This is a genomic window from Amycolatopsis sp. lyj-23 (genome assembly GCF_046549135.1).
Taxonomy (GTDB): domain Bacteria; phylum Actinomycetota; class Actinomycetes; order Mycobacteriales; family Pseudonocardiaceae; genus Amycolatopsis.
In genome coordinates this window covers 136,611-159,644 of the sequence record NZ_JAJPWN010000010.1, presented here as the reverse complement: position 1 = coordinate 159,644, position 23,034 = coordinate 136,611, and the positions used below count along the sequence as shown (strand labels likewise).

General features: G+C 72.5%; 16 protein-coding genes and 1 riboswitch. Of the genes, 2 read left to right on the top strand and 14 right to left on the bottom strand.

The window, feature by feature from the left end; all coding sequences use genetic code 11:
• Positions 1-209 precede the first annotated feature (209 nt).
• Positions 210-6,830: a DUF885 domain-containing protein gene (locus tag ACLJPY_RS25490; RefSeq protein WP_410592084.1), complete on the bottom strand. Its 6,621-nt coding sequence runs from the start codon at positions 6,828-6,830 to the stop codon at positions 210-212.
• Positions 6,831-6,963: 133 nt separating this feature from the next.
• Between ACLJPY_RS25490 and ACLJPY_RS25485 the strand changes: the two genes are divergently transcribed.
• Complete coding sequence (locus ACLJPY_RS25485; protein WP_410592082.1) at positions 6,964-8,034, top strand: AsnC family protein; 1,071 nt, start codon at positions 6,964-6,966, stop codon at positions 8,032-8,034.
• Here the strand turns inward: ACLJPY_RS25485 and ACLJPY_RS25480 are convergent.
• From ACLJPY_RS25480 to ACLJPY_RS25440, 9 genes are all read right to left on the bottom strand, one after another.
• On the bottom strand, positions 8,031-8,960 hold the full coding sequence (locus ACLJPY_RS25480; RefSeq protein ID WP_410592081.1) for an RluA family pseudouridine synthase: 930 nt from the start codon (positions 8,958-8,960) through the stop codon (positions 8,031-8,033). The two genes, ACLJPY_RS25485 and ACLJPY_RS25480, sit on opposite strands and share 4 nt — an antisense overlap.
• Entirely contained in the window at positions 8,957-9,553 is a 597-nt protein-coding gene (gene lspA, locus ACLJPY_RS25475; protein ID WP_410592470.1) for a signal peptidase II, read from the bottom strand. Before lspA ends, ACLJPY_RS25480 begins: the two co-directional genes overlap by 4 nt.
• A 320-nt stretch (positions 9,554-9,873) precedes the next feature.
• Positions 9,874-10,470 carry a hypothetical protein gene (locus ACLJPY_RS25470; protein ID WP_410592079.1) on the bottom strand — a complete coding sequence of 199 codons (597 nt, stop codon included), beginning with the start codon at positions 10,468-10,470 and terminating at the stop codon, positions 9,874-9,876.
• A gap of 16 nt (positions 10,471-10,486) precedes the next feature.
• Positions 10,487-11,821 carry an aminotransferase class V-fold PLP-dependent enzyme gene (locus ACLJPY_RS25465; protein WP_410592077.1) on the bottom strand — a complete coding sequence of 445 codons (1,335 nt, stop codon included), beginning with the start codon at positions 11,819-11,821 and terminating at the stop codon, positions 10,487-10,489.
• Positions 11,822-11,860: 39 nt separating this feature from the next.
• A riboswitch (SAM riboswitch) is annotated at positions 11,861-11,975 on the bottom strand.
• A 78-nt stretch (positions 11,976-12,053) separates the two neighbouring features.
• Positions 12,054-13,532 carry a potassium/proton antiporter gene (locus ACLJPY_RS25460; RefSeq protein WP_410592075.1) on the bottom strand — a complete coding sequence of 493 codons (1,479 nt, stop codon included), beginning with the start codon at positions 13,530-13,532 and terminating at the stop codon, positions 12,054-12,056.
• A gap of 97 nt (positions 13,533-13,629) precedes the next feature.
• On the bottom strand, positions 13,630-14,322 hold the full coding sequence (locus tag ACLJPY_RS25455; RefSeq protein WP_410592073.1) for an ArsR/SmtB family transcription factor: 693 nt from the start codon (positions 14,320-14,322) through the stop codon (positions 13,630-13,632).
• Positions 14,323-14,641: 319 nt separating this feature from the next.
• Positions 14,642-16,267, bottom strand: a complete 1,626-nt coding sequence (locus ACLJPY_RS25450; RefSeq protein WP_410592072.1) for a penicillin-binding transpeptidase domain-containing protein — start codon at positions 16,265-16,267, stop codon at positions 14,642-14,644.
• 83 nt (positions 16,268-16,350) lie between these two features.
• A complete protein-coding gene (ileS, locus tag ACLJPY_RS25445) occupies positions 16,351-19,509 on the bottom strand; it encodes an isoleucine--tRNA ligase (RefSeq protein ID WP_410592070.1) in 3,159 nt (1,052 codons plus the stop codon).
• A gap of 237 nt (positions 19,510-19,746) precedes the next feature.
• Positions 19,747-19,995 carry a hypothetical protein gene (locus ACLJPY_RS25440; protein WP_410592068.1) on the bottom strand — a complete coding sequence of 83 codons (249 nt, stop codon included), beginning with the start codon at positions 19,993-19,995 and terminating at the stop codon, positions 19,747-19,749.
• Between ACLJPY_RS25440 and ACLJPY_RS25435 the strand changes: the two genes are divergently transcribed.
• Complete coding sequence (locus ACLJPY_RS25435; protein ID WP_410592066.1) at positions 19,994-20,239, top strand: hypothetical protein; 246 nt, start codon at positions 19,994-19,996, stop codon at positions 20,237-20,239. The genes ACLJPY_RS25440 and ACLJPY_RS25435 overlap by 2 nt on opposite strands.
• A 183-nt stretch (positions 20,240-20,422) precedes the next feature.
• Here ACLJPY_RS25435 and ACLJPY_RS25430 read toward each other — a convergent pair whose 3' ends face one another.
• The 4 genes from ACLJPY_RS25430 to ACLJPY_RS25415 form a co-directional block, all read right to left on the bottom strand.
• A complete protein-coding gene (locus tag ACLJPY_RS25430) occupies positions 20,423-20,998 on the bottom strand; it encodes a hypothetical protein (RefSeq protein ID WP_410592064.1) in 576 nt (191 codons plus the stop codon).
• 121 nt (positions 20,999-21,119) lie between these two features.
• On the bottom strand, positions 21,120-21,974 hold the full coding sequence (locus tag ACLJPY_RS25425) for a DivIVA domain-containing protein (RefSeq protein WP_410592062.1): 855 nt from the start codon (positions 21,972-21,974) through the stop codon (positions 21,120-21,122).
• Positions 21,975-22,026: 52 nt separating this feature from the next.
• Positions 22,027-22,302 carry a YggT family protein gene (locus tag ACLJPY_RS25420; protein ID WP_013224824.1) on the bottom strand — a complete coding sequence of 92 codons (276 nt, stop codon included), beginning with the start codon at positions 22,300-22,302 and terminating at the stop codon, positions 22,027-22,029.
• 115 nt (positions 22,303-22,417) lie between these two features.
• On the bottom strand, positions 22,418-23,014 hold the full coding sequence (locus tag ACLJPY_RS25415) for a cell division protein SepF (RefSeq protein ID WP_410592060.1): 597 nt from the start codon (positions 23,012-23,014) through the stop codon (positions 22,418-22,420).
• Positions 23,015-23,034 lie beyond the last annotated feature (20 nt).

The window sequence follows — 23,034 nt, the reverse complement described above, 5'->3', positions numbered from 1 at the left end:
CGCCGGCGCGCTTCGCCGCGCGCGGCTCGCGGGCCGCCGCCTGCGCCGGTTCGCCCGGCTTGGCCGACTGCCTGCCGCCAACACTCGGTGCCTCTGTAGGCCGCCCGGCTGCCCTCCGCGATCGCTGGGCATCGTCGCCCGGCCGCTCGGTCCCGGCCGCCCTCCGCCGCGCGCCCGGCCGCCCGCTGCGGAACGCCCGGCTCGTGGTGTCACTCGGCCGCACGGGTTGCCACCCAGTCGGCCACCACGTCCGCCAGCACCGGCAGCGGCAGGGTTCCGCTGCCCAGCACCGTGTCGTGGAACTCGCGGATGTCGAACCGGTCGCCCAGCTCGCGCTCGGCCTCCGCGCGCAGCCGCTCGATCTCCAGGCGGCCCACCATGTAGCCGAGTGCCTGGCCCGGGTGGCCCGCGTAGCGGTCGATCTCCGCCTCGATCTCGATCTGGGCCATCGGGGTGTTCTCGACCAGGTAGTCCACCGCCTGCTGCCGGCTCCAGCCCAGTGCGTGCAGGCCCGTGTCCACCACCAGGCGGGCCGCGCGCATCGAATCCTGGGTCAGCAGGCCGAGGCGGGCCGTGCTGTCCGAGTACAGGCCCATTTCGTCCGCCAGGCGCTCGGCGTACAGGCCCCAGCCTTCGCAGAACGCGTTGAAGAGGCCGATGCGGCGCAGCAACGGCACGTCGGTCAGCTGCTGGGCGAGCGTCAGCTGGAAGTGGTGGCCCGGTACCGCCTCGTGGAACGCCACCGACTCGCTCAGCGTGCGCTGCCGCTGGTCCGCCTCGCGCGTGTTGGCGTAGTACGTGCCCGGCCGCGAACCGTCCAGCGACGGCTCGATGTAGTAGGCGATCGAGCCGCTTTCGGCCTCCGCGTCGGGGACCGGGGCGACCTGGCACTGCTGCTCCGGTACGCGGGAGAACCACTGCGGTGCCACGGCTTCCGCCCGCCTGATCGTCGCCCGGGCCGATTCCAGCAGTTCGTCGCCGTCCCGCCAGCGCAGGGCCGGGTCCGTGCGGATCCGCTCGAAGATCTGCGCGAGGTCGGTCGTGCCGAACAGCTCGGCGCCCAGCTCGCGGTACTCCTCCGCCAGCCGCCCGATGATCGCCAGGCCGGTGTCGTGCAGGTCCTGCGGCGTGCGCTCGGTCGTCGTCTCGGCGCGGATCAGGGCCGCGTAGCGCTGGGCGCCGCCCGGCAGGTCGCCGAGGCCCGGCGACGTCTCGGGCCTGCCCACCGGGATCACCTCGTCGGCCAGGAAGTCCCGGTAGCGCCGGTACGCCGGCCGCACGACCTCGGCCAGCAGCCGGTCACGCTCGGCTTCGAGCCCGCGGACCGGCACCTTCAGCGGGTCGTTCTCCGGCGCGGCGAGGTACCGCTCGACGTAGCCGACGCCGATGCGCGCCAGGAACTCCGGCGGGGTCAGGCCCGCCGCGAGCGCCGCCCGCTGCCGCTCGATCAGCTGGTCCAGGTACGTGCCGATCGCGCCGAGCCTGCTCAGGTAGCCACGCGCCTTGACGTCGTCGTCGAGGATCGTCTGCGGCAGCGACATCAGCAGCTCGAGGGCCGGTGCGGCCAGCCCGTCGCTCACCGCGATGTCGGCCCGGCCGGAGTCGAGCACGTCGATCTGGGTGCGCGCCTGCCAGGTCACGACGTCCCGCGTGACGCGGTCGGCCGGCGCCAGTCCGGCGGCGTCGATCGCCTCCGCCCGCGCGACGAGATCGGCCAGCCCGGCGCGGAACCGGGCGGCCGCCTCGGCGGTCTGGTCGGCGAGCTTGTCGTGCGTGCCCGGCAGGCCGTACAGGGACGGGAACAGCGGCTGTGCCTCGAACATCAGCTCCAGGCACTCGTCGGCCAGCTTCGCGGGCGTGTCCCGGCGCTGCGCCACCCAGTCGGCGACGACGCCGGAGAGCACCGGCAGTGGCAGGGTTCCGCTGCCCAGCACGACATCGTGGAACTCGCGGACGTCGAAGGCTTCGCCCAGCGCCCGCTCGGCTTCGTCGCGCAGCCGCTGGATCTCCAGCCGCCCCACCATGTAGCCGAGGGCCTGCCCCGGATTGGCCGCGTACCGGTCGATTTCCGCCTCGATCTCCAGCCGCGCCATCGGCGTGTGCTCGGCGAGGTAGTCGACCGCCTGCTGCCGGCTCCACCCGAGCGCGTGCAGGCCCGTGTCGACGACCAGCCGCCCGGCCCGCATCGAGTCCTGCGTCAGCATGCCCAGCCGCGACACGTCGTCGGAGTACAGGCCCATCTCGTCGGCCAGCCGCTCGGCGTACAGCCCCCAGCCCTCGGCGTACGCGTTCACGTGCGCGATCCGGCGCAGCAGCGGCAGGTCGCCGAGGTCCTGGGCGAGGCACAGCTGGAAGTGGTGCCCCGGCACGGCCTCGTGGAAGGCAACGGCCTCGCTGGTGAACCGCGGCCGCTTCTCCGCCTCGTGGGTGTTCGCGTAGTAGACGCCCGGGCGCGTGCCGTCGAGCGACGGCCGCAGGTAGTACGCGATCGTGCCGCTGGCCGCCTCGGCCGCCGGTACCGGCTTGACCTGGCACTGCTGCTCCGGCACCCGCGAGAACCACTGCCCGGCCACGGCTTCCGCGCGGGTGATGGCGGCCCGGGCGCCGGCCAGCAGCTCTTCGCCGTCCCGCCAGCGCAGCGCCGGGTCGGTCCGGATGCGGTCGAAGATTTCCGCGAGATCCGTGGTGCCGAACAGCTTCCCGCCCAGTTCGCGGTACTCCCCCGCGAGCCGCTCGATCAGCGCCAGCCCGGTTTCGTGGAGGTCCTGCGCGGTGCGCTCGGTCGTCGTCTCGGCGCGGATCAGCGCGGCGTACCGCTCGGCCCCACCCGGCAGCGCACCGATGCCCGGCGACGTCTCCGGCCGGGCCACCGGCGCGACTTCGTCGGCCAGGAACGCGCGATACCGCGCGTACGCGGGCCGGACGACCTCTTCGAGCAAGCGGTCGCGCTCGGCCTCGAAGCCGTCGAGCGCATACGGCGGTGTCACGCGCAGCGGGTCGCTTTCCGGCGCGGCGAGGTAGCGGTCGACGTAGTCGATGCCGATGCGCACCAGGAAACCGGGCGGCACCAGGCCTTCCGCCGCCGCCGCGCGCTGACGGGCGATCAGACTGTCGAGGTAGTCCCCGACGCCGGCCAGCCGGCGCAGGTAGCCGCGGACCTTCGGCTCGTCGTCCAGCACCGTCTGGGGCAGGTAGAGCAGCAGCTGCAACGCGGGCGCGGCGAGCCCGTCGCTGACCGCGAGGTCGGTGCGGCCGGAGTCGATCTCGTCGATCGCCGTCTTCGCCTGGGAAACCACGACGTCCCGGGTGACGCGCTCGGCCGACGGCAGCCCGGCGGGGTCGAGCGCCTCGGCGCGCGCGGCGATCGCCGCGTACCCGGCCCGCAACCGGGCTTCGGCCTCCGCGCTCGGATCGGGCAGCCGGTCGTGCTCCCCGGGCAGTCCGAACACCGACGGGTACATCGGCTGCCGCTCGAAGTTGAGCGCCACGAGCTCGTCGGCGAGCCGGCGGGGGGTGTCGAGCCGGCCGGCCACCCAGTCGGTGACCACCTTCGCCAGGGCGGACAGCGGCAGCATGCCGTGGCCCAGCACGACTTCGTGGAACCCGCGGATGTCGAACGCCTCGCCGAGCGCCTCCTCGGCCTCGGCCCGCAACCGCTGGATCTCCAAGCGGCCCACCATGTAGCCGAGCGCCTGCCCTGGCCAGCTGATGTACCGGTCGATTTCGGCTTCGATCTCCAGCCGCGCCATCGGCGTGTTCTCGACCAGGAAGTCGACCGCCTGCTGCCGGCTCCACCCGAGCGCGTGCAGCCCGGTGTCGACCACCAGCCGGCCCGCCCGCATCGAGTCCTGCGTCAGCATGCCCAGCCGCGACACGTCGTCGGAGTACAGACCCATCTCGTCCGCGAGCCGCTCGGCGTAGAGGCCCCAGCCTTCGGCGTAGGCGTTGAACATGCCGATCCGCCGCAGCAGCGGCAGGTCCCGCAGTTCCTGGGCCAGGCTGAGCTGGAAGTGGTGCCCCGGCACGGCTTCGTGGAAGGCGATCGCCTCACTGGTGAACCGCGGCCGCTTGTCGGCTTCGTGGGTGTTCGCGTAGTACGTGCCCGGACGCGTGCCGTCCAGCGACGGCTGGAGGTAGTACGCGATCGTGCCGCTGGCCGCGTCGGCCTCCGGCACCGGCGCGACCTCGCACTTCTCCGCCGGGATGCGCGAGAACCATTGCGGGGCAACGGCTTCCGCGCGGGCGATGGCTTCCCGCGCCGCGGAGAGCAGCTCCTCGCCGTCCCGCCAGCGCAACGCCGGATCGGTGCGCAGGCGCTCGAAGATCTCGGGGAGTTCCGTGGTGCCGAACACCTTCGCGCCCAGCTCGCGGTACTCCCCCGCGAGCTGCTCGATCAGCGCCAGCCCGGTCTCGTGCAGCTCCTGCGCCGTGCGCTCGGTGGTCGTCTCCGCGCGGATCAGGGCGGCGTACCGCTCGGCCCCGCCCGGCACGTGGGAGATGCCCGGTGCCGTGTCGGGCCGCCCGGCCGGCTCCACCTCGGCCCGCAGGAAGTCGCGGTACCGCGCGTACGCCGGGTGGACGACCTCGGCGAGCAGCCTGTCGCGCTCGGCCTCGAAGCCCTCGACGGCCGCGGTCGTGCCCACCTTCAGCGGGTCGGTGTCCGGCGCGGCGAGGTAGCGCTCGATGTACTCGACGCCGACGCGGGCCAGGTACGCCGGCGGCGCCAGCCCTTCGGCCAAGCTCTCGCGCTGCCGCTCGGTCAGCTCGGCGAGGAACGGCTCGATCGCGGCGAGCCGCGCCAGGTAGCCGCGCGCCTTCGTTTCGTCGTCCAGCTGGTAGTACGGCAGGTACATCAGCAGCCCGAGCGCGGGCGCGGTCAGCCCGTCGCTGACCGCGAGGTCGGCGCTGCGCGCGCCCAGCCTGTCGGCCTCGACCTCGGCGGCGGCGATGACGACCTCGCGCGTCACCGCTTCCTCCGGCGTCAGGCCATCGGTGGCCAGCGCTCGCGCCCGGGCCGCGAGGGCGCGGTACGCGGCCCGGAAACGCTCCTGCGCCGCCCGCGTCTGGTCGGCGAGCCGGTCGTGGTCGCCCGGCAGGCCGAGCACCGACGGGTTCAGCGGCTCCTGGTCGAAGGACAGCTCGACGAGCTCGCCCGCCAAGCCGTCGACCGTGTCGCCGTGCCCGGCCACCCACTCGTCGACGACCGTGGCGAGCACCGACAGCGGCAGCGGCCCGCCGGCCAGCACGAGGTCGTGGAACGCGCGGACGTCGAACCGCGAGCCGAGCCGCTGCTCGGCGCGGGTCCGGGCGCGCTGGATCTCCCGGCGCCCCACCAGGTACCCGAGTGCCTGGCCCGGCCACGCGATGTAGCGGTCGACCTCGGTCTCGGCCTCGGCGCGTGCCTCCGGCGTGTGCTCCAGCAGGTAGTCGATCGCCTGCTGACGGCTCCACCCGAGCGCGTGCAGGCCGGTGTCGACCACCAGCCGGCCCGCCCGCAGCGAGTCGCCGGCCAGCATGCCGAGCCGGGCGACGTCGTCGGAGTAGAGGCCCATTTCGTCGGCGAGGCGCTCGCTGTAGAGCCCCCAGCCTTCGATGTACGCGTTGAACATGCCGATCCGCCGCAGCAGCGGCAGCTCGGTGAGCCCCTGCGCGATGCTGAGCTGGAAGTGGTGCCCCGGCACGGCTTCGTGGAACGCGGTCGTCTCGGCCATGTGCCGCAACCGCTCGGTGGCTTCGTGGGTGTTCGCGAAGTAGATCCCCGGCCGCGAGCCGTCGGCGGCCGGGCGCAGGTAGTACGCCGCGGGCGCGCCGGGCGCGACCTCCGCGGGCACCGCTTCGACCGTGCACTGCTGTTCCGGGATCCGGCCGAACCACTTCGGCGCCTCGGCGGCCGCCCGGGCGACGGCCGTACGGGCGGTCTCCAGCAGTTCCCCGGCACTGCGCCAGCGCAGCTCGGGGTCGGTGCGCAGGCGCGTGAAGATCTCCGCGAGGTCGTCGGTGCCGTACACCTTCCGCCCCAGCTCGCGGTACTCGACGGCGAGCGCCTCGATCGTCTCGAGGCCGATCCGGTGCAGCTCCTCCGGCGTGAGCTCGGTGGTCGTGTGCATCCGCGCCAGGCTCGCGTAGGTCTCGGCGCCGCCCGGCAGCCACGAGAGGCCGGGCCGGTCCGCGGGCCGCCCGTGCGGCTTGACCTCGGTGACGAGGAACTCGCGGTACTCGGCGAAGGCCGGCCGGACGACGTCGGCGAGCAGTTCTTCGCGCCGCCGCCCGAACTCCTCGTCCGGGGCAGGCTGGCGGCGCAGCGGGTCCGCGTCGGCGTCGGCGAGGTAGCGGTCGAGGTGCGCGACCGCGGCGTCGACCAGGTGGGCCACCGGGAGCAGGCCGTCGGCGATGCCTTCGGCGTGCCGGCGCGCCGCCTGGCGCAGGTGCTCCGGGATCGCGGCCAGCCGGCCGAGCTGGGCCTCCGCCGCCTCGCCCGCCGTGACCGTCGTCATCGGCAGCGCCATGAGCAGGCCGGCCGCGACGCCGACGGAGAGGTCGGTGACGGTGAACTCGGCCATCCGGCTGTCGATCGCCGCGATGCGGTTTTCGGCCGTGGTGATCAGGACTTCGCGCGTGACGCGGTCCTCGGCCGAAAGGTCGCCGTCCACCAGCGCGCGGGCCCGCTCGAGGAACCCCGACAGCCGCGCCCGGAACGCGCGCTCGGCCTCGGCGGACAGGTCCGCCAGACCGGGCTCCGCCGTCCGGACGCCCAGCAGCGCCGGCGTCAGCGGATCGGCGGCGAAGAGCGCTTCGACGAACTCGTCGGCGAGTTCGGTGACCGCGGTCATGGCAGGACCCCCAGCTTCGGCTGATGTGCTCACGGCCGACCCTAACGGAGATCACCGACAGAAACGCCGAGCCGTTCGCCGGGGGCGGACGGCATCCGGCAGCGCGGATCGGCGAAGCGGTAGCGTTCGAGGGGTGGCCGTGACCGATCCCGTCGACATCCGCCTGCTCGCCGCGCTCGCCGACTTCGGCAAGGTGGCGGTGCACGAGCTGGCGGCCAAGGTCGGCATGGATCCCCGCGAGGTCGCCTACCGGCTGGTCGCCCTCTCCGGCAGCGGGCTCCCGCTGCTCGTCGGCGTCGAAAGCGACCCGAACGGCCTGCGCGCGGCCATCGCCGGCGCCCCGCCGTCGTGGGCGAACCGGCCGCCGCAGCAGTTCCCGCCGCCGTCGCAGCCGGTGCCGCAGCAGCCCTGCCCGCCCATGCCGCCGCCCGTTCCGGGGACGCCTTCGGGGCCGCACAACGTCCAAGGGGTCCCGTCTGGGCCGCACAACGTCCAGGGCGCACCCTCCGGGCCGTACACCGTGCAAGGCGCAGCCTCGGGGCCGTACACCGTGCAAGGCGCACCCTCGGGGCCCTACAGCGTCCAGGGCCCTCCCTCCGGGCCGCACCACGTCCAGGGGACGCCGTCCGGCCGCTACCCCGGCCCGCCGCAGCAGCCGCCCTTCCCACCCCGGCCCGGCCCGCCGCCGGTGCCGCTCGACCCGGCCGTGAGCACGTGGGGCGTCCCGCAGACGGCGTCGTGGGCCCGCGGCGACGAACCCCGGCCCAGCGGGCCCCCGGGCGGCAAGCAGGGCAGGCTCGGTCAGGTCATGGAGACCCAGGGCCTGGAGGGCGAGCAGCTGTCGGTGCAGCTGCTCGAGGTCCAGGACCCGGCCGACTACCTCTTCAGCGCGGCCGGGTACCGCCTGGAGGACGGCGAACGCGCGGTGGTGGTGCACACCGAGATCACCAACCGCGGGCCGATGCCGTTCGCGTCACTGCCGGACAACTACCTCGAACTGCTCGCCGCCGACGGCCGGGCGATCGCCAAGGCGCCGGTGTCGCTGACGTCCCGGCCGCCGCACAAGATCGGCGTCGCACCGGGCGAGACGCTGGGCGGCCACACGGTCTACGTCCTGCCGGACGCCACGCGCGTGGTCTCGGTGCGCTGGAGCCCGCGGCCGGAGCCCGACGAGCGCACGCTGACCTGGGCGATCGAGGACTAGTAGCTTTCCTCGCGCAGGATTTCGAGGGCCTTCGCCAGGTCTTCCGGGTACTCCGACTCGAACTCGACCCAGCGGCCGTCCGCCGGGTGCGCGAACGCCAGGGTCTTCGCGTGCAGCCACTGCCGGCTGAGCCCGAGGTGGCGGGCCAGCACCGGGTCGGCGCCGTAGGTCAGGTCACCCACACAGGGGTGTCGCAGCGCCGAGAAGTGGACGCGGATCTGGTGCGTGCGCCCGGTTTCGAGCTTGATGTGCGCGAGCGACGCCGCCCGGAACGCCTCGACGACCTCGTAGTGCGTCACGCTCGGGCGGCCGCCCTGGACGACGGCGAACTTGTAGTCGTGGCGCGGGTGGCGGTCGATCGGGGCGTCGATCGTGCCGCGCATCGGGTCCGGGTGGCCCTGCACGATCGCGTGGTAGCCCTTGTCGACCGTGCGCTCCTTGAACGCGCGCTTCAGCACGGTGTAGGCGTGCTCGCTCTTGGCCACCACCATCACGCCGGTGGTGCCCGCGTCGAGCCGGTGGACCACGCCCTGGCGCTCGGCCGCGCCCGAAGTCGCGATGCGCAGGCCGGCCGCGGCGAGGCCGCCGACGACCGTCGGGCCGGTCCAGCCCGGGCTCGGGTGCACCGCGACGCCGACCGGCTTCGAAATCACCACGATGTCGTCGTCGTCGTGCAGGATCTGCATGCCGTCGACCGGCTGCGCGACGACCTCGACCGGGTTCGACGGCTCCGGCAGGGTGATCTCCAGCAGGCCACCGCCGGAGAGGCGGTCGGACTTGCCCGCGGGACGGCCGTCGAGCAGCACGTCGCCGGCTTCGGCGAGTTCGGCGACGACCGTGCGGGACAGCCCGAGCAGCTTGGCGAGGCCGGCGTCGACCCGCATGCCGTCGAGCCCGTCGGGCACCGGGAGCATCCGCGAGTTCACGCCTGCTCCTCCGGCGTCTGCCCGGCCTTCTTCTTGTCCTTGGTCGACGTGCCGTCGTAGTCCTTGCCCAGCAGGGACAGCAGCACGATCAGGGCGCCGCCGACGCAGATGGCGGAGTCGGCGATGTTGAAGATCGCGAAGCCCTTGCCGTTCGGGGCGAAGGCCGAGATGAAGTCGACGACGTGGCCCTGCAGCGCGCCCGGCGGCCGGAAGATGCGGTCGGTCAGGTTGCCGGTGGCGCCGGCGAGCACCAGGCCGAGGCCGATCGCCCAGCCGAGCGAACGCAGCCGCCGCGACAGCCAGATGATCGCGATGACCACGGCCAGCGCGACCAGGGCGAGCACCCACGTCATGCCGGTGGCCATCGAGAACGCGGCGCCGGGGTTGCGGATCACCTGCAAGTAGATCAGGCCGCCGAGGACCTTGACCGGCTCCTTGCCTTCCAGGTTGGCGACGACCAGGTTCTTCGTCACCAGGTCGATCGCCCAGAACACGACGGCGACCGCGAACACCCAGCCGACCCGCCGCTTCGGCAGCAGCGGCTTCGCCGGGACCTCCGGGTTTTCGGGGGCGTCGGCGGCCGGGTCGGGCACCGCGTCGGCGGGGGCGGCGGTGTCGGGTTCGGAGTGGCTGGGCTCGGTGCTCACCGGTCCATTGTCCACGGTGCAGCTCAGGCCGCGGCGGGCCCGTCCGGCCGCGGGCGCGGGAGCACGGCGAAGGCAGCCGCCCGCAGCCGCGAGCGCGCCGGGCACGGGGGGCATAAACACCGTCTTGACCAGCGCGAACACTGAGGCCGCGGGAACCAGCGGCGCAGCTTCAGCCGGTACCGGGCGGCCTCGGCGAGCACCACGCGGTGGACACATCGTCCGGGACCTGTTCGACCGTCACCATCAGCAGCGCCGCGGACTCCCGATCACGGCTGGGTCTCGGGCGGTCGGCGCAACAGGGCGGTGAACGCGGCCGCGAGCAGGAGCATCGCCGAGCCGAGCACGCCCACGACGTCGGCCGAAAGCACCACCGCGACCAGGGCGAAACCGGCCGCCGTCAGCAGGACGAACCGGCTGCGTTCGTACGCGGCGAGCAGCAGCAACCCGAGAGTGGCCAGGAGCGGGCCACGCAGGCCGTCGCCGAGCCGGAACTGCCACGAACCGACCAGGTCGAGCAGCGGGAGGGCGAGCAGCACGCCGATCGTGCCGAGGACGAACCGCCCGGTGCGGACGGGCCGCAGCGCGAACGCGTACCAGACCGCCGTGCCGAGGACGACCACGCCGAGCGCGACCAGCCACGCCGGTCCGGCGGGCAGGTCCGCGCCGCCCGAGTAGAAGTCTTCCTGGGTCAGGAACTGTGCGTAGCCGTAGGTCGGCCCGGCCGGGACCGCCGGGCGGAGGAGGAGGTTCGCGGCCTCGTCCTCGGCCCGGCTGCGGCGGGCCAGCAGCCGCGCCGCGGCCAGGCCGACTTCGGCGAAACCCAGCAACGCCAGCGGAAGCCAGATACGCGGCCCTCTCCCCATCGGCCCAGGCTAGCGCTCAGCAGAAGGGCGGCAGCTCCCGCGGGTCGCCGACCGGCGCCCAGCGGCCGTCCACTTTCGCGTACTCCCAGCGGGCTCCGCGGGCGACGATCTGCCGCAGGGCCAGGAGCACGCGGTCGACGTGCTCCTCGGTGCTGCCGAGGCCGAGGCTGACGCGGACGGCCTGCTGCCCGTCGCCGCCGGTGACGCCGATCAGCCGCTTCGCCGCGATGTGGGCGCAGAAGGCGCCGTCGCGGACGCCGATGCCGTACTCGGCCGACAGCACCGCCGCGAGCCAGCCCGGGTCGAAGCCGTCGACGACGAAGCTGAGGGTGCCCACGCGGTCGACCGGTGCGTCGAACAGCCGCAGTTCGGCGCAGCCCGGGATGCTCTCCAGCCCCTTGCGCAGCCGGGTGAGCAGGGCCTGTTCGTGCGCCACGACCGCGTCCCAGTTGCGGCTCAGCGTTTCGCACGCGACGCCGAGCGCGTACACGCCGACGGTGTTGGGCGAGCCGGCTTCGTGGCGCTCCGGCCCGGTGTTCCAGACGACGGCGTCTTCGGTGACGAGCTTGGTCGCGCCGCCCCCGGCGAGGTACGGGCGGGCCGCGCGCAGCCAGTCGGCGCGGCCGATCAGCGCACCCGCGCCGAAGGGCGCGTACAGCTTGTGGCCGGACAGGGCGACGTAGTCGACGTCCAAGTCCTTGATCGAGATCCGGCGGTGCGGGGCCAGCTGGGCGGCGTCGAGCGCGATACGAGCGCCGTGTTTCCGCGCCACGGCGGCGATTTCGGCCACCGGCAGCAGCTCACCGGTCACATTGGACGCTCCGGTGACCACGACCAGCCGCGGTCCCTGCGGGGCGTCGGCGAGGGCTTCGTCCACCGCGGCCACCGCGGCGAGGCGGGTGCGCGGGGTCGGGATCCGGCGCACGTTCGGGCCCGCCCACGGCAGCAGGGCGGCGTGGTGCTCGGTGTCGAACACGACCACGGTGGTGTGCCGGGGCAGGCTACGCGCGAGGAGGTTGAAGGAGTCGGTGGTGTTGCGGGTGAACACGACCGTGTCGGTCCGCCGCGCACCGACGAACCGGCGCAGCACGTCCCGGGTGCGCTCGTAGAGCTTGGTGGAGACCTGCGAGGCGAACCCCGCCCCGCGGTGGACGCTGGCGTACCAGGGCAGGAACTCGTCGACCTTCGCGCGGACGGCGTCGAGGCAGGGGGCGCTCGCAGCGTGGTCGAGGTTGGCGTACCCGATGTCCCCGCCGGTCACCAGCGGGACGCGCAGCGCGGCACCCGCGACGCCCGGGATTTCCTGCGGTGCAACGGTTTCGGGCTGGGTGCGGTCGATGGCGAGAGTCATCGGGAGCCTCCTCGGCGATCCGGGGGACCCCCGGCGAGGGGCCCGCGCTTGCCCGTCGCACGGCGCGACCGGCCCGGTCTTCACCCGGGGCACCCCACCGCGGTAGGAGGGTTGCCGGCCAGCAAGCCGGGGCTTCGCGCTGGCACTCATGACCTGGTTCGAAAGGTAACCGAACGCGCGCCCGGCCGCCAACCCCCGTCGCACATTCTGAGACGCCGGTCACAGAGGGTGCTCAGAGGCCGGCCTCGCCCCGCCAGCGGGCCAGGCGCCCGGCCCGGTCGACGGCGCGCAACCGGCGCTCGACGGCGTCGCGGACGGCGCTCGTCGTCACGACCAGCAACTGGTCGTTCTCCTGCAGCCGGCTGGTCTTCTGCGGCGTGAAGCCCGCGCCGGCGCGGACCACCAGGCTGATCGTCGCCCCGACCGGCAGCCGCAGCTCGGACAGGTACACGCCGTGCATCTTCGACCCCGGCTGGATCCGGACCTGCAGCAGTTCGGCGCCCAGCTCGTCCAGCGGCGCGGAGTCGACCTCGATCTCGTGCGCCTCGGACTTCTTGGCCAGGCCGAGGCGGCGCGCGAGCGGCCCGAGCGTCGCGCCCTGAACCAGCGTCAGCACGATGACCAGCACGAACACCGCGTCGACCAGCCGCTGCGCCCCCGGCAGGCCGTGCGACAGCGGGATCATCGCGAGCACGATCGGCACGGCGCCGCGCAGCCCGGCCCACGAGAGGAACGCCTGTTCCCGCCACGGCAGCCGGAACGGGAGCATGGACGCCACGACGGAGATCGGCCGCGCCAGCAGCAGCACGACGGCGCCGGCGACCAGGCCCGGCACGATGGCGTCGAGCAGGCGCCCCGGCGAGGCGAACAGCCCGAGCAGCACGAACAGCCCGATCTGCGCCAGCCAGCCCAGGCCCTCTGCGAACGAGAGCGTGTCCGACCGGTGCGGCAGCCGCGAATTGCCGAGCACCAGCGCGGCGACGTAGGTGGCGAGCAGCCCGGACGCGTGCAGCAGCTGCCCGGACGAGTACGCCACGACGCACACCGCGACCGTGGCGAGCGGGTAGAGGCCGGTCGCCGGCAGCGCGGCCCGGCGCAGCGCGAAGCCGCCGAGCCAGCCGAAGGCCAGTCCGATGGCGAGGCCCGCGGTCAGCTCGTAGAGCACCAGCAGCGGCAGCGTCCAGTCCACAGTGGTGCCTTCGGCCAGCACCACGACGGCGATGTAGGCCGGTGCGTCGTTGATGCCCGACTCGAGTTCGAGCGCGCCGGTGAGCCGTTTTCCGATCCCGGCGGTGCGCAGGACGGAGAACACCGCGGCCGCGTCGGTGGAGGCGAGCACCGCGCCCCACAGCAGCGCCAGCCGCCAGTCGAGGCCCAACAGCCAGTGCAGGGCCGCGCCGGTGACCGCGACGCTGACCACGACGGCCACTGTGGACAGTGCGATTCCGGTGCCCAGCGCGGGTTTCACCGCCGACCACCGGGTGGTCAGCCCGCCTTCGGCGAGGATCATGACGAGCGCGGCGAGCCCGAGCGACTGGGTGAGTTCGGGGCTGTCGAACCGGATGCCGAAGCCGGCTTCGCCGAGCAGCACGCCCATCGCGAGGTAGAGCAGCAGCGAGGGGAGGCCGAGCCGGATGGACACGCGCACGGCGAGCACGGAGGCGAGGAGCACGATGCCGCCGACGCCGAGCAGCACGGGGAGCTGGTCCATGCCGCCTCCCTCCCGAGTGCCGTGGGGCACTCAGAATAGTGAAGCGGCCGGGTTAACTCGTTCGTGTACCGCTGCTCGGCTCGGAAGGCCCGGTGTGTTAAGGCGCGGTGGCACCACTGAGCGCGTCGAAATCGACACCGAGGGCCGCGAACGGCTGCTCCGCGGCCGGCAAGACCTTGACCGCGCGGTGCCCGTCCGTGGCCACCCAGCCGGCGTCGACGGCCCGCTCGAGCAGCGCCGCGGGCAGCGCCCCGGCGAGGTGGTCGCGGCGCTCCGTCCAATCCAGACAGTCGCGCAGCAGCGGCCGCCGCCCGGCGGCGACCGGCACGCCGAGGTCCCCCAGCACGTCCCGGCCGCGCGGGGTCAGCGCCAGCCCGTCGGCGGTGCCGACCAGGCCGGCGGCGAGCATGCCGTCGCGGAGGGCGACGCCGAGCTCGCCGGCGAGGTGGTCGTAGCAGGTGCGCGCGAACCCGAGCCGCCGCGCGCGCAGCGACGACTTCAGGCCGGTCACCGGGCGGTGTTCGGCGTGCTGGGCCAGGTGCTCGATCAGCTCGGCGACGCGCGGGTCGGCGATCCGGACGTAACTGGCCCGCCCCTGCTTGACCCGGGCGACGAAGCCGGCACCGGCCAGCCGGGTGACGTGTTCACTGGCCGTCGAGAGGGCGATCCCGGCGGCCTTCGCGAGCTCGCCGACGGTCCAGGCCCGCCCGTCCAGCAGCACGAGGCACATGGTGGCCCGGCTCGGATCGGCGAGCACCGCGGCCACCTCGGCCAGCGCGATGGTCTCCATACCCCCCACGCTACGACCCCGACACTTCGCCCGCGGCCGAACCACCGCGCCCAACCCACGTCCCCGGAGGGTCGCCCTGCGTACCTGGAAGGTCGGCTTGCGTACCTGGAAGGTCGGCTTGCGTACCTGGACGGTCGGCCTGCGTACCCAGACGGTCGGTCTGCGTACCTGGAGGGTCGGCTCACCGGCCACCCTCGGGATACATGAGCCGACCCCCGGGGTACGCAAGCCGACCCTCGGGGTACGCAGGCCGACCCTTGGGGTACGCGAGCCGACCGTTGGGGTACGCGAGCCGACCCTTCGGGTACGAGCCGGAGGGTTAGAGGGACTTGAGGAACTTGGCGGCGACCTGGACCGCGGGGCCCGAGTCGTTCGAGTTCTCCAGGACCACCGCGAAGGCGACGCTGCCGCGGTAGCCGACGAACCAGCCCGTGGCCTGCTTGCCGTCGCCGAACTGGGCCGTGCCCGTCTTGCCGAAGACCTCGCCCGCCGAGGCCGCCGCGTGGCCCGTGCCGCTGGTCACCACCGCGCGCATCAGCTTCCGCACCTGGCCGAGGACCGGCGCCGGCGGCGGGGAGTAGCCCTTGAGCACCGTGGTCTCGAAGTCGTGCCACAGCCTCGGGGTGATCGCCTTGCCGGTGGCGACCGTGGCGGCCATCAGCGTGCCGCCGAGGGCGCTGACCTGGATGCGGCCCTGGCCGAACCCGTCCTCGACCTGCTCGTCCTTGCTCGCCGCGGGCTCGACCTTGCCCAGCTCGGTGCTCAGCCCCGGGATTCCGTAGTCGGCGTTGAGGCCGAGCTCGTCGGCCGCCTTCTTCAGCCCGTCCGCGGGCAGGTCGAGCGCCAGCTTGCCGAACGTCGTGTTGCAGGAGCGCGCGAACGCCGTCTGCAGGTTGGTCGCGCCCAGCTCGAAGCCCTCGTTCCGGACCGTCCGGGTGCCGATCGTCGCGACGCCGGGGCAGTCGACCGGCGAAGCCGCGTTGAGGCCGCTCTGCTGGATCGCCGCCACCGAAGTCGCGATCTTGAACGACGACCCCGGCTCGTACAGGCCGCTGAGCGCCTTCGGCGAGGACCCGGCGGCACTGTTCTGCGCGACGGCCAGGATGTCACCCGACCCCGTGTCCAGCGCGACGAGCATGGCCGATCCCTGGTACCCGTCCACCGCGGCCTGGGCCGCGCTCTGCGCCGCCAGGCTCAGGCCCGTCACCGTCGGCTTGGCCCCGTCGGCGGGTGCCTTCCCGAACATCCGCTCGACGCTCTTGCCGCCGGCGTCCAGCCGCTCGACGGCGAGGCCGCCGCCGGTCGAGGCGGTGACCTGCCCCAGCAACGCCGTGCGCAGCAGGGGCGCCGGGTTGCCGTCCACCAGCCGCGGGCCGGCGGGCCCGCTGAAGACGACCGGCTTGCCGTCGCGGTCGGCGACCGCGACCGTGTCCTGCGGGGCCGTGCTGACCACCAGCCGCTGGCCCGCCTCCAGCTTCGGGTGCAGCAGCGACGGCGCCCAGTGGACCAGCCACGTCCCGTCGCTCTGGGCGAGCTGGAAGGGAACGTCGTAGGTCCAGACCTGACCCGGCTTCAGCGTCCACGACAGGCTGTACGTGCCACTCGTCTGCTTCGCCCCGGCCGGCACCGGCTGCAGGACGGTCAGCTTGGCGGTCACCGACGACGGGTTCAGCGCGTTGCGGGTGCTCCGCAGGGCCACCGCCGCCGCCGCGTTGTCGTCGGTCAGCCGGGCCGCCGCGTCGGGGTTGTTCTCGGAAACGTCCTGCAGGTACTCGGTGATCGCCGAGTTCGGGTCGTGCGCGGCGGGGCGCTCCACGGCGGTCGCGCCGGTGGCGGCCTCCGGTGCCGATCTCCCGCTGTTCAGCAGGAAGAACGCGGCCACCACGGCCACCACGACCAGCAGCGCGCTCCCGATCAGGATGCCGCGTTTCGTGCCAGGGCTCATCTTCGGCGTACCCCTCCCCCAAGGTGCCGCCCCGGCTCCGGGGTGGCCGGTCGAGTCTGCACCCTACCGGCCACCTCCGGCAATCAGGCCTTCGCCACCGCCACCGCGACCTTGGTGCCGTCGCCGACCGCGCCGGCGAAGCCGTCGGTGACCGGGCCGTACGTCACGGACGTCGCCAGGGTCTCCGACGCGAGGAACTCCTCGTGCGTCCGCGCCGCCTCGACGACCTCGGCGGGCGCGTCGACGGTGAGCGCGATCCGGTCGGCGACGTCGAGCCCGGCGTCGCGGCGGGCCTGCTGCACGACCCGGACCAGGTCGCGGACCAGGCCCTCGGCCGCCAGCTCCGGCGTCACCTCGGTGTCGACGAGGACCAGCCCGGACCCGCCGGGCAGTTCCGCCGCCGCACCGCCGCCCTTGGCGACCAGCCGCCGCTCGAACTCGCCCTCCTGCAGGGCGATCCCGGCCGCGACCACGGTGCCGCCCTGGAACGACCAGTCCCCCGCCTTGACGGCCTTGATCACCGTCTGGACGTCCTTGCCCAGGCGCGGCCCGGCGGCACGCGCGTTCACCGCAACCTCGAACCCGCCGTGCGCGGCGACGTCGGTGGTCAGCTCGACCGCCTTGACGTTCACCTCGTCGCGCAGGATGTCGGCGAACGGCGCCAGCGAATCGGCGTCCGCCGCCGCCACGACCAGCGACGGCAGCGGCAGCCGCACGCGCAGCTTGTTCGCCTTCCGCAGCGAGAGCGCCGAGGACGCCACCTGCCGCACCCGGTCCATCGCCGTCACCAGCGCCGCGTCCGCGGGCAGGTCGTTGGCGTTCGGCCAGTCGGTCAGGTGCACCGAGCGGCCGCCGGTGAGGCCACGCCAGACGACCTCGGTGGTCAGCGGCAGCAGCGGCGCCGCGATCCGCGAGGTCACCTCCAGCACGGTGTGCAGCGTGTCGATCGCGTCCTTGTCGCCCGCCCAGAAGCGGTCGCGCGAGCGCCGGACGTACCAGTTCGTCAGGACCTCGAGGAAGTCACGGACGGTCTGGCACGCGCCCGCGACGTCGTAGTTGTCCATCGCGTACTCGACGTCGGTGACGAGCTCGTGCGTCTTCGCCAGGACGTACCGGTCGAGCACGTTCGGCGAATCCGTGCGCCACGTACCTTCCACGCCTTCGGCGTTCGCGTACAGCGCGAGGAAGTAGTACGAGTTCCACAGCGGCAGCACGGCCTGGCGGACGGCGTCGCGGATGCCCTTGTCGGTGACGACGAGGTTGCCGCCGCGCAGGATCGGGCTCGCCATCAGGTACCAGCGCATGGCGTCGGAGCCGTCGCGCTCGAAGACCTCGTTGACGTCCGGGTAGTTGCGCAGCGACTTGGACATCTTCGCGCCGTCCGAGCCCAGCACGATGCCGTGCGAGATGCAGGTGCGGAACGCCGGCCGGTCGAACAGCGCCGTGGCCAGCACATGCAGCAGGTAGAACCAGCCGCGGGTCTGCCCGATGTACTCGACGATGAAGTCGCTCGGGTAGTGGTGCTCGAACCACTCGGCGTTCTCGAACGGGTAGTGCACCTGGGCATACGGCATCGAGCCCGAGTCGAACCAGACGTCGAGGACGTCCGGGACGCGGCGCATCGTGGACTCACCCGTGGGGTCGTCCGGGTTCGGCCGGGTCAGCTCGTCGATGTAGGGCCGGTGCAGGTTGTCCAGCCGCACGCCGAAGTCCGCCTCCAGCTCGTCGAGCGAGCCGTAGACGTCGGTGCGCGGGTACTCCGGGTTGTCCGACTGCCACACCGGGATCGGCGTGCCGAAGTACCGGTTGCGGGAGATCGACCAGTCGATGGCGTTCTCCAGCCACTTCCCGAACTGGCCGTCCTTGACGTTCTCCGGGTACCAGGTGATCTGCTGGTTGAGCTCGACCATCCGGTCCTTGAACTGCGTCACGGCGACGAACCACGACGAAACCGCGCGGTAGATCAGCGGGTTCCGGCAGCGCCAGCAGTGCGGGTAGCTGTGGTCGTAGGTCTCGTGCCGCAGCAGCACGGCACCCTGCTGCGCCGCGGATCCGGTGCCGTTCTTGAGGTCCCGCACGATGTTCGGGTTGGCGTCGAAGACCTGCTGGCCTTCGTAGTCCGGCACGGTGGTGTCGAACTTGCCGTGCGCGTCGACCGGCGTGACCGGCGGGATGCCGGCGGCGTCGGTGACGAGCTTGTCGTCGGCGCCGTAGGCGGGGGCGATGTGGACGATCCCGGTGCCGTCGTCGGTGGTGACGTAGTCGGCGGCCAGCACCTGGTGGGCGTTCTCGGTGCCCACGAAGTACGGGAACGGTGGCGCGTAACGGGTTCCGAGCAGCTGCGTGCCCGTGTAGTGCGCGACGACCGTCGGCTCCTCGCCGAGCTCACGCGCGTACGCGGCAACTCGCGCTTCGGCGAGCAGGAACCGCTTGTCGTCGTGCTCGACGACGACGTAGTCCACCTCGGGGTGCACCGCGGTCGCGAGGTTCGACGGCAGCGTCCACGGCGTTGTCGTCCAGATCAGCAGGTAGGTGCCGTCGAGGTCGTTGTTGTTGCCCTCCAGGCGGAAACCCACCGTGACGGCCGGGTCCTGGCGGTTGCGGTAGACGTCGGAGTCCATGCCCAGCTCGTGGTTGGACAGCGGCGTCGCGTCCCGCCAGCAGTACGGCAGGACGCGGTAGCCCTCGTAGACGAGTCCCTTGTCCCACAGGCGTTTGAACGCCCACAGGACCGACTCCATGTAGGTGACGTCGAGGGTCTTGTAGTCGTTGTCGAAGTCGACCCAGCGCGCCTGGCGGGTGACGTACTCGCGCCACTCGTCGGTGTAGCGGAGGACGGACTCCTGCGAAGCCGCGTTGAACTTCGCGATGCCCATCTCTTCGATCTCGGACGTCTCGGTGATGCCGAGCTGGCGCATCGCCTCGAGTTCGGCGGGCAGGCCGTGGGTGTCCCAGCCGAACCGGCGCTCGACCTTGCGGCCCTTCATCGTCTGGTAGCGCGGCACCAGGTCCTTGACGTACCCGGTGAGCAGGTGGCCGTAGTGCGGCAGGCCGTTGGCGAAGGGCGGGCCGTCGTAGAAGACGTACTCGTTTTCGCCCTTTTCGCCCGCGGGGCGCGCGTCGATCGTCGCCTGGAAGGTCCGGTCCGTCTCCCAGTAGGCGAGGACCTGCTTCTCCAGGTCGGGGAACGACGGCTGCGACGGGACTCCTGCGCCGTCGCCGAGCTGGGCCTGGGGGTACATCCGGGTGCTCCTCGGTTCGTCTCTCGCGTACGGACGACCGGGCTCCCGGTCACCCACACGGGGACGAAACACGCTTCGGCGTTCCGCGGTACCACCCCGCTTGCCCGGCAGGTGCTCCCGGGCCGCTCATTCGACGGCTGTCACGGGCCGCACCCGTCCGGTTCTACTGAGAGCTCGCGCTCGGTTCTTCCGGAGGCTCCCCGGTGATGGCCGGATCGACGCCTGTTGCCTACCAGGTTAACGGGCCCGCGCAACCGGGTTGTCACGAGGGGCACGTACGGTCACGCCGATCGCGACCAGCCACAACGCCGCCGCGATGACGCCCACCGCGGGCAGCCCCGAGCCCGGCAGCGCGCCGAGCACCGCCACCCCGAGCGCGCCGCCGGCCTGGCGGGCCGTGTTGTTGATGCCGCCGGCGATGCCCGCACGTTCGGGCGGGATGCCGCTGACCGCGGCCGTCACCACCGCGGTGGTCAGCAGGCCCATGCCGGTGCCGAGCCCGAGCAGCGTCGGCAAGAGGGCCGGACGGCGTCCGCTGCTGAAGTTCTGCCTCGACTGGAGCGAGCAACGCCACCACCTGGCGGGCGCACTGGGCGCCGCGGTGGCGACGCGGTTCCTCGACGCGGGCTGGGTCACGCCCCGCGCGCAGGCCCACCGCGCGCTGCGGCTGACCGCGTCGGGCGTCCAAGCCCTGGAAACCCACCTCGGCGTCACCGACCTGGCGGCCTGAAACCCGTCTCCCGCCTGATCAGACCCGGAACTCGCGTGATTGAGCCCGGAACTCGCGTAATCAGGGCCGTACCGGCTTCAATCACGCGAGATACGGCGGGGATTACGTGTGTCCCGGCGGGCATCACGTGTGTCTGGAGGGGCATCTTGCGTGATTGGCGGGGCATCACGGGGGATGCGCGGGTCAGCGGTGGGGGGCGACCAGAGTGGCGTCGGGGGTGCAGGTGGCGCAGGGGGTGAAGCCGAGCTGGCGGGCCTCGCCCACGCCGATGGGGATCGTGTCGCGGGCGCCCAGCCAGGAGCACGTGCGGAGGTGGTAGCGGGGGTGCTCGTCGACCACCACGACCTCGTCCTCGAGGTCGGCCAGGACGGCGACGTCCGCCTCCGGGGTTTCTTCCACGCCCGGCTCGGAATCGGCCTTCGTTTCGGTCTCGGCTGAAGCGTCGGCCTCGACGGCCGGCTCGGGCTCGGGCGTATCGGCCGGGTCGCCCAGGTCGCCGGAGGCCGGGATCAGGGTGGTCTGTTCTTCCTCGACCGGCGCCTGGGACCCGGCCGCCTCGGGCTCCGGCGCCGAAGCGGCGGCCGATGCCGGGGGTGTGGCCGCCCGGCGACGGCGGCGCAGCCAGTCGGCGACCAGGATCAGCCCGGCCAGCACGGAAAGCCCGATGGAGACCCACGCCCACAGCGAAGACGCCGTGATCAGCGCGGTGACGAGCAACCCCAGCGCCGCCAGTACCAGGACCAGCACGATGTAAAGCACGCTGAATTACAACACGAACCACCCGGGAGCGGACCACGACCCGCCCACGGCTGGTGCCGGATCGACTCCGAGCCGTGGTCCACCCCGCCGACGTCGCCGGCGGGGTGGACCAGGAGTCAGATCAGCCGGCTTCGGCGCGCGGACCGAAGGAGTAGCCCTGGCCGCCGCTCGTCGAGCCGGACGACTGCCCGGAGTTCGACGAGGCCGACGCGGGGGCCGCGGAACCGCGGTCGTCGAGTTCGCGCAGCTGGGACTCGAGGAACCCGCGCAGCCGGGTGCGGTACTCCCGCTCGATCGTGCGCAGCTCTTCGATCTTCTTGCCCAGGCCGCTCTTCTCGGCGTTCAGGCTGTTCATCGTCTCGGTGTACTTCCGCTGCGACTCGCGCTCCAGCGTCGTCGCCTTGTCGCGCGCCTGGCGCTCCAGGGTCTCGGCACGGGTCCGCGCGTCGTTCAGCATCGTGTCGACGCGGGTGCGGGCCTCGTTGACCATCGAGTCGGACTTCGCCCGGGCGTCCGAGAGCAGCTGCTCGGACTTGGTGCGGGCCTCGGCCAGCATCCCGTCGGACTCGGTCTTCGCCTCGGCGGTGAGCCGGTCGGCCATCTCCTGGGCCAGGCCCAGGACCTTGGCGGCCTGCACGTTCGGCTCGGTGTTGTCGGCCACCATCGAGTGCGCCTGCGTCTGCTCCATGGCGGACTGCGGCGGCGGCACCGGCGCCAGGCGCCGGGACGGCTCTTCGCGCATGGGCGGCGCACCGACGTTCGCCTTGGCGCTTTCCAGCTCGCTGCGAGTCGACTCGAGTTCCGCGTCGAGCTGCTCCATCTGCTGGCGCAGCTCGTTGTTGTCCTCGATCAACCGGGCCAGCTCGGTCTCCACCAGGTCGAGGAACGCGTCCACCTCGTCCTCGTTGTAGCCCCTCTTGCCGATGGGCGGCTTGCTGAACGCGACGTTATGCACGTCAGCGGGGGTCAACGACATCAGATCACCTCACGCACTCCATGGCCTGCAGGGTCCACCCAAGTTTCCCCGATCAACTTGGAGTCGCCAGTTGCATCGCGAAGAACACAACCAACAGCAGCACCATAATCGACAAGTCCAGTCCGACGCCGCCGATCCGGACCATCGGAATGATCCTCCTGAACAACCGGACCGGCGGGTCCGTCACTGTGTAGATGGTCTCGAGCGTGACCGCAACCCCTCCGGCCGGATGCCACTCACGCGCGAAGGTCCGGACGAGTTCGACCACGATCCGCGCCGTCAGCAGCAGCCAGAAGGCGAACAGCACGTACCAGACGACCAGCCACACAGCTTCCACGTACCTACTCTAACCGTGCGCCCTCTCCGAAGACGCAGTTGAGGGGGCCGACCCCGGATCGGGTCGGCAAAGTCACGTCTGCTTGCGCTCAGCGGTTCACGGGACTTCAGCCCCGCAAAAACAATCCGCCCTCGGCAATCCGCCGGCGGTCTTCCGCCGTGACGTCCACATCGGGCGGTGAGAGAAGGAACACCTTGTTGGTGACCTTGTCCATCGACCCCCGGAGCGCGAACGCCAGCCCGGCGGCGAAGTCGACGAGCCGCTTCGCGTCCGCGTTCTCCATCTCGGTGAGGTTCATGATCACCGGGATGCCCTCGCGGTAGTGCTCCCCGATCGCCCGCGCCTCCGCGTAGCTCGTCGGGTGCAGCGTGGTGATGCGGCTCAACGGGTCACGCACCGGCTGGCGGACGACCGGTTCGGTGACCGGTCGCAGGCGCGCCACCGGCTCCGGCTGGCGGTCCATGGCGAGCGCGCCGTGGACGGCCGGCTCGGAGCTGGCCACGGAGCGTGACCGGCTGCGGCTGACGGGCTCGTCGTACGTGTCGTCGACCTCGCGGTACCGTGAACGCGACGACCGCGGGGCCGGCTCCTCGTAGGAGTCGTAGTCGTCGTCGTAACCGCGCCGGTAATCGTCTTCCTCGTAGCCGTCGTCGTCAGCGGGCACCATCCCGAAGTAGGCCTTCAGCTTCTGCAGCGCGCTCATGCCTCTCCCTAGCCCTAGCC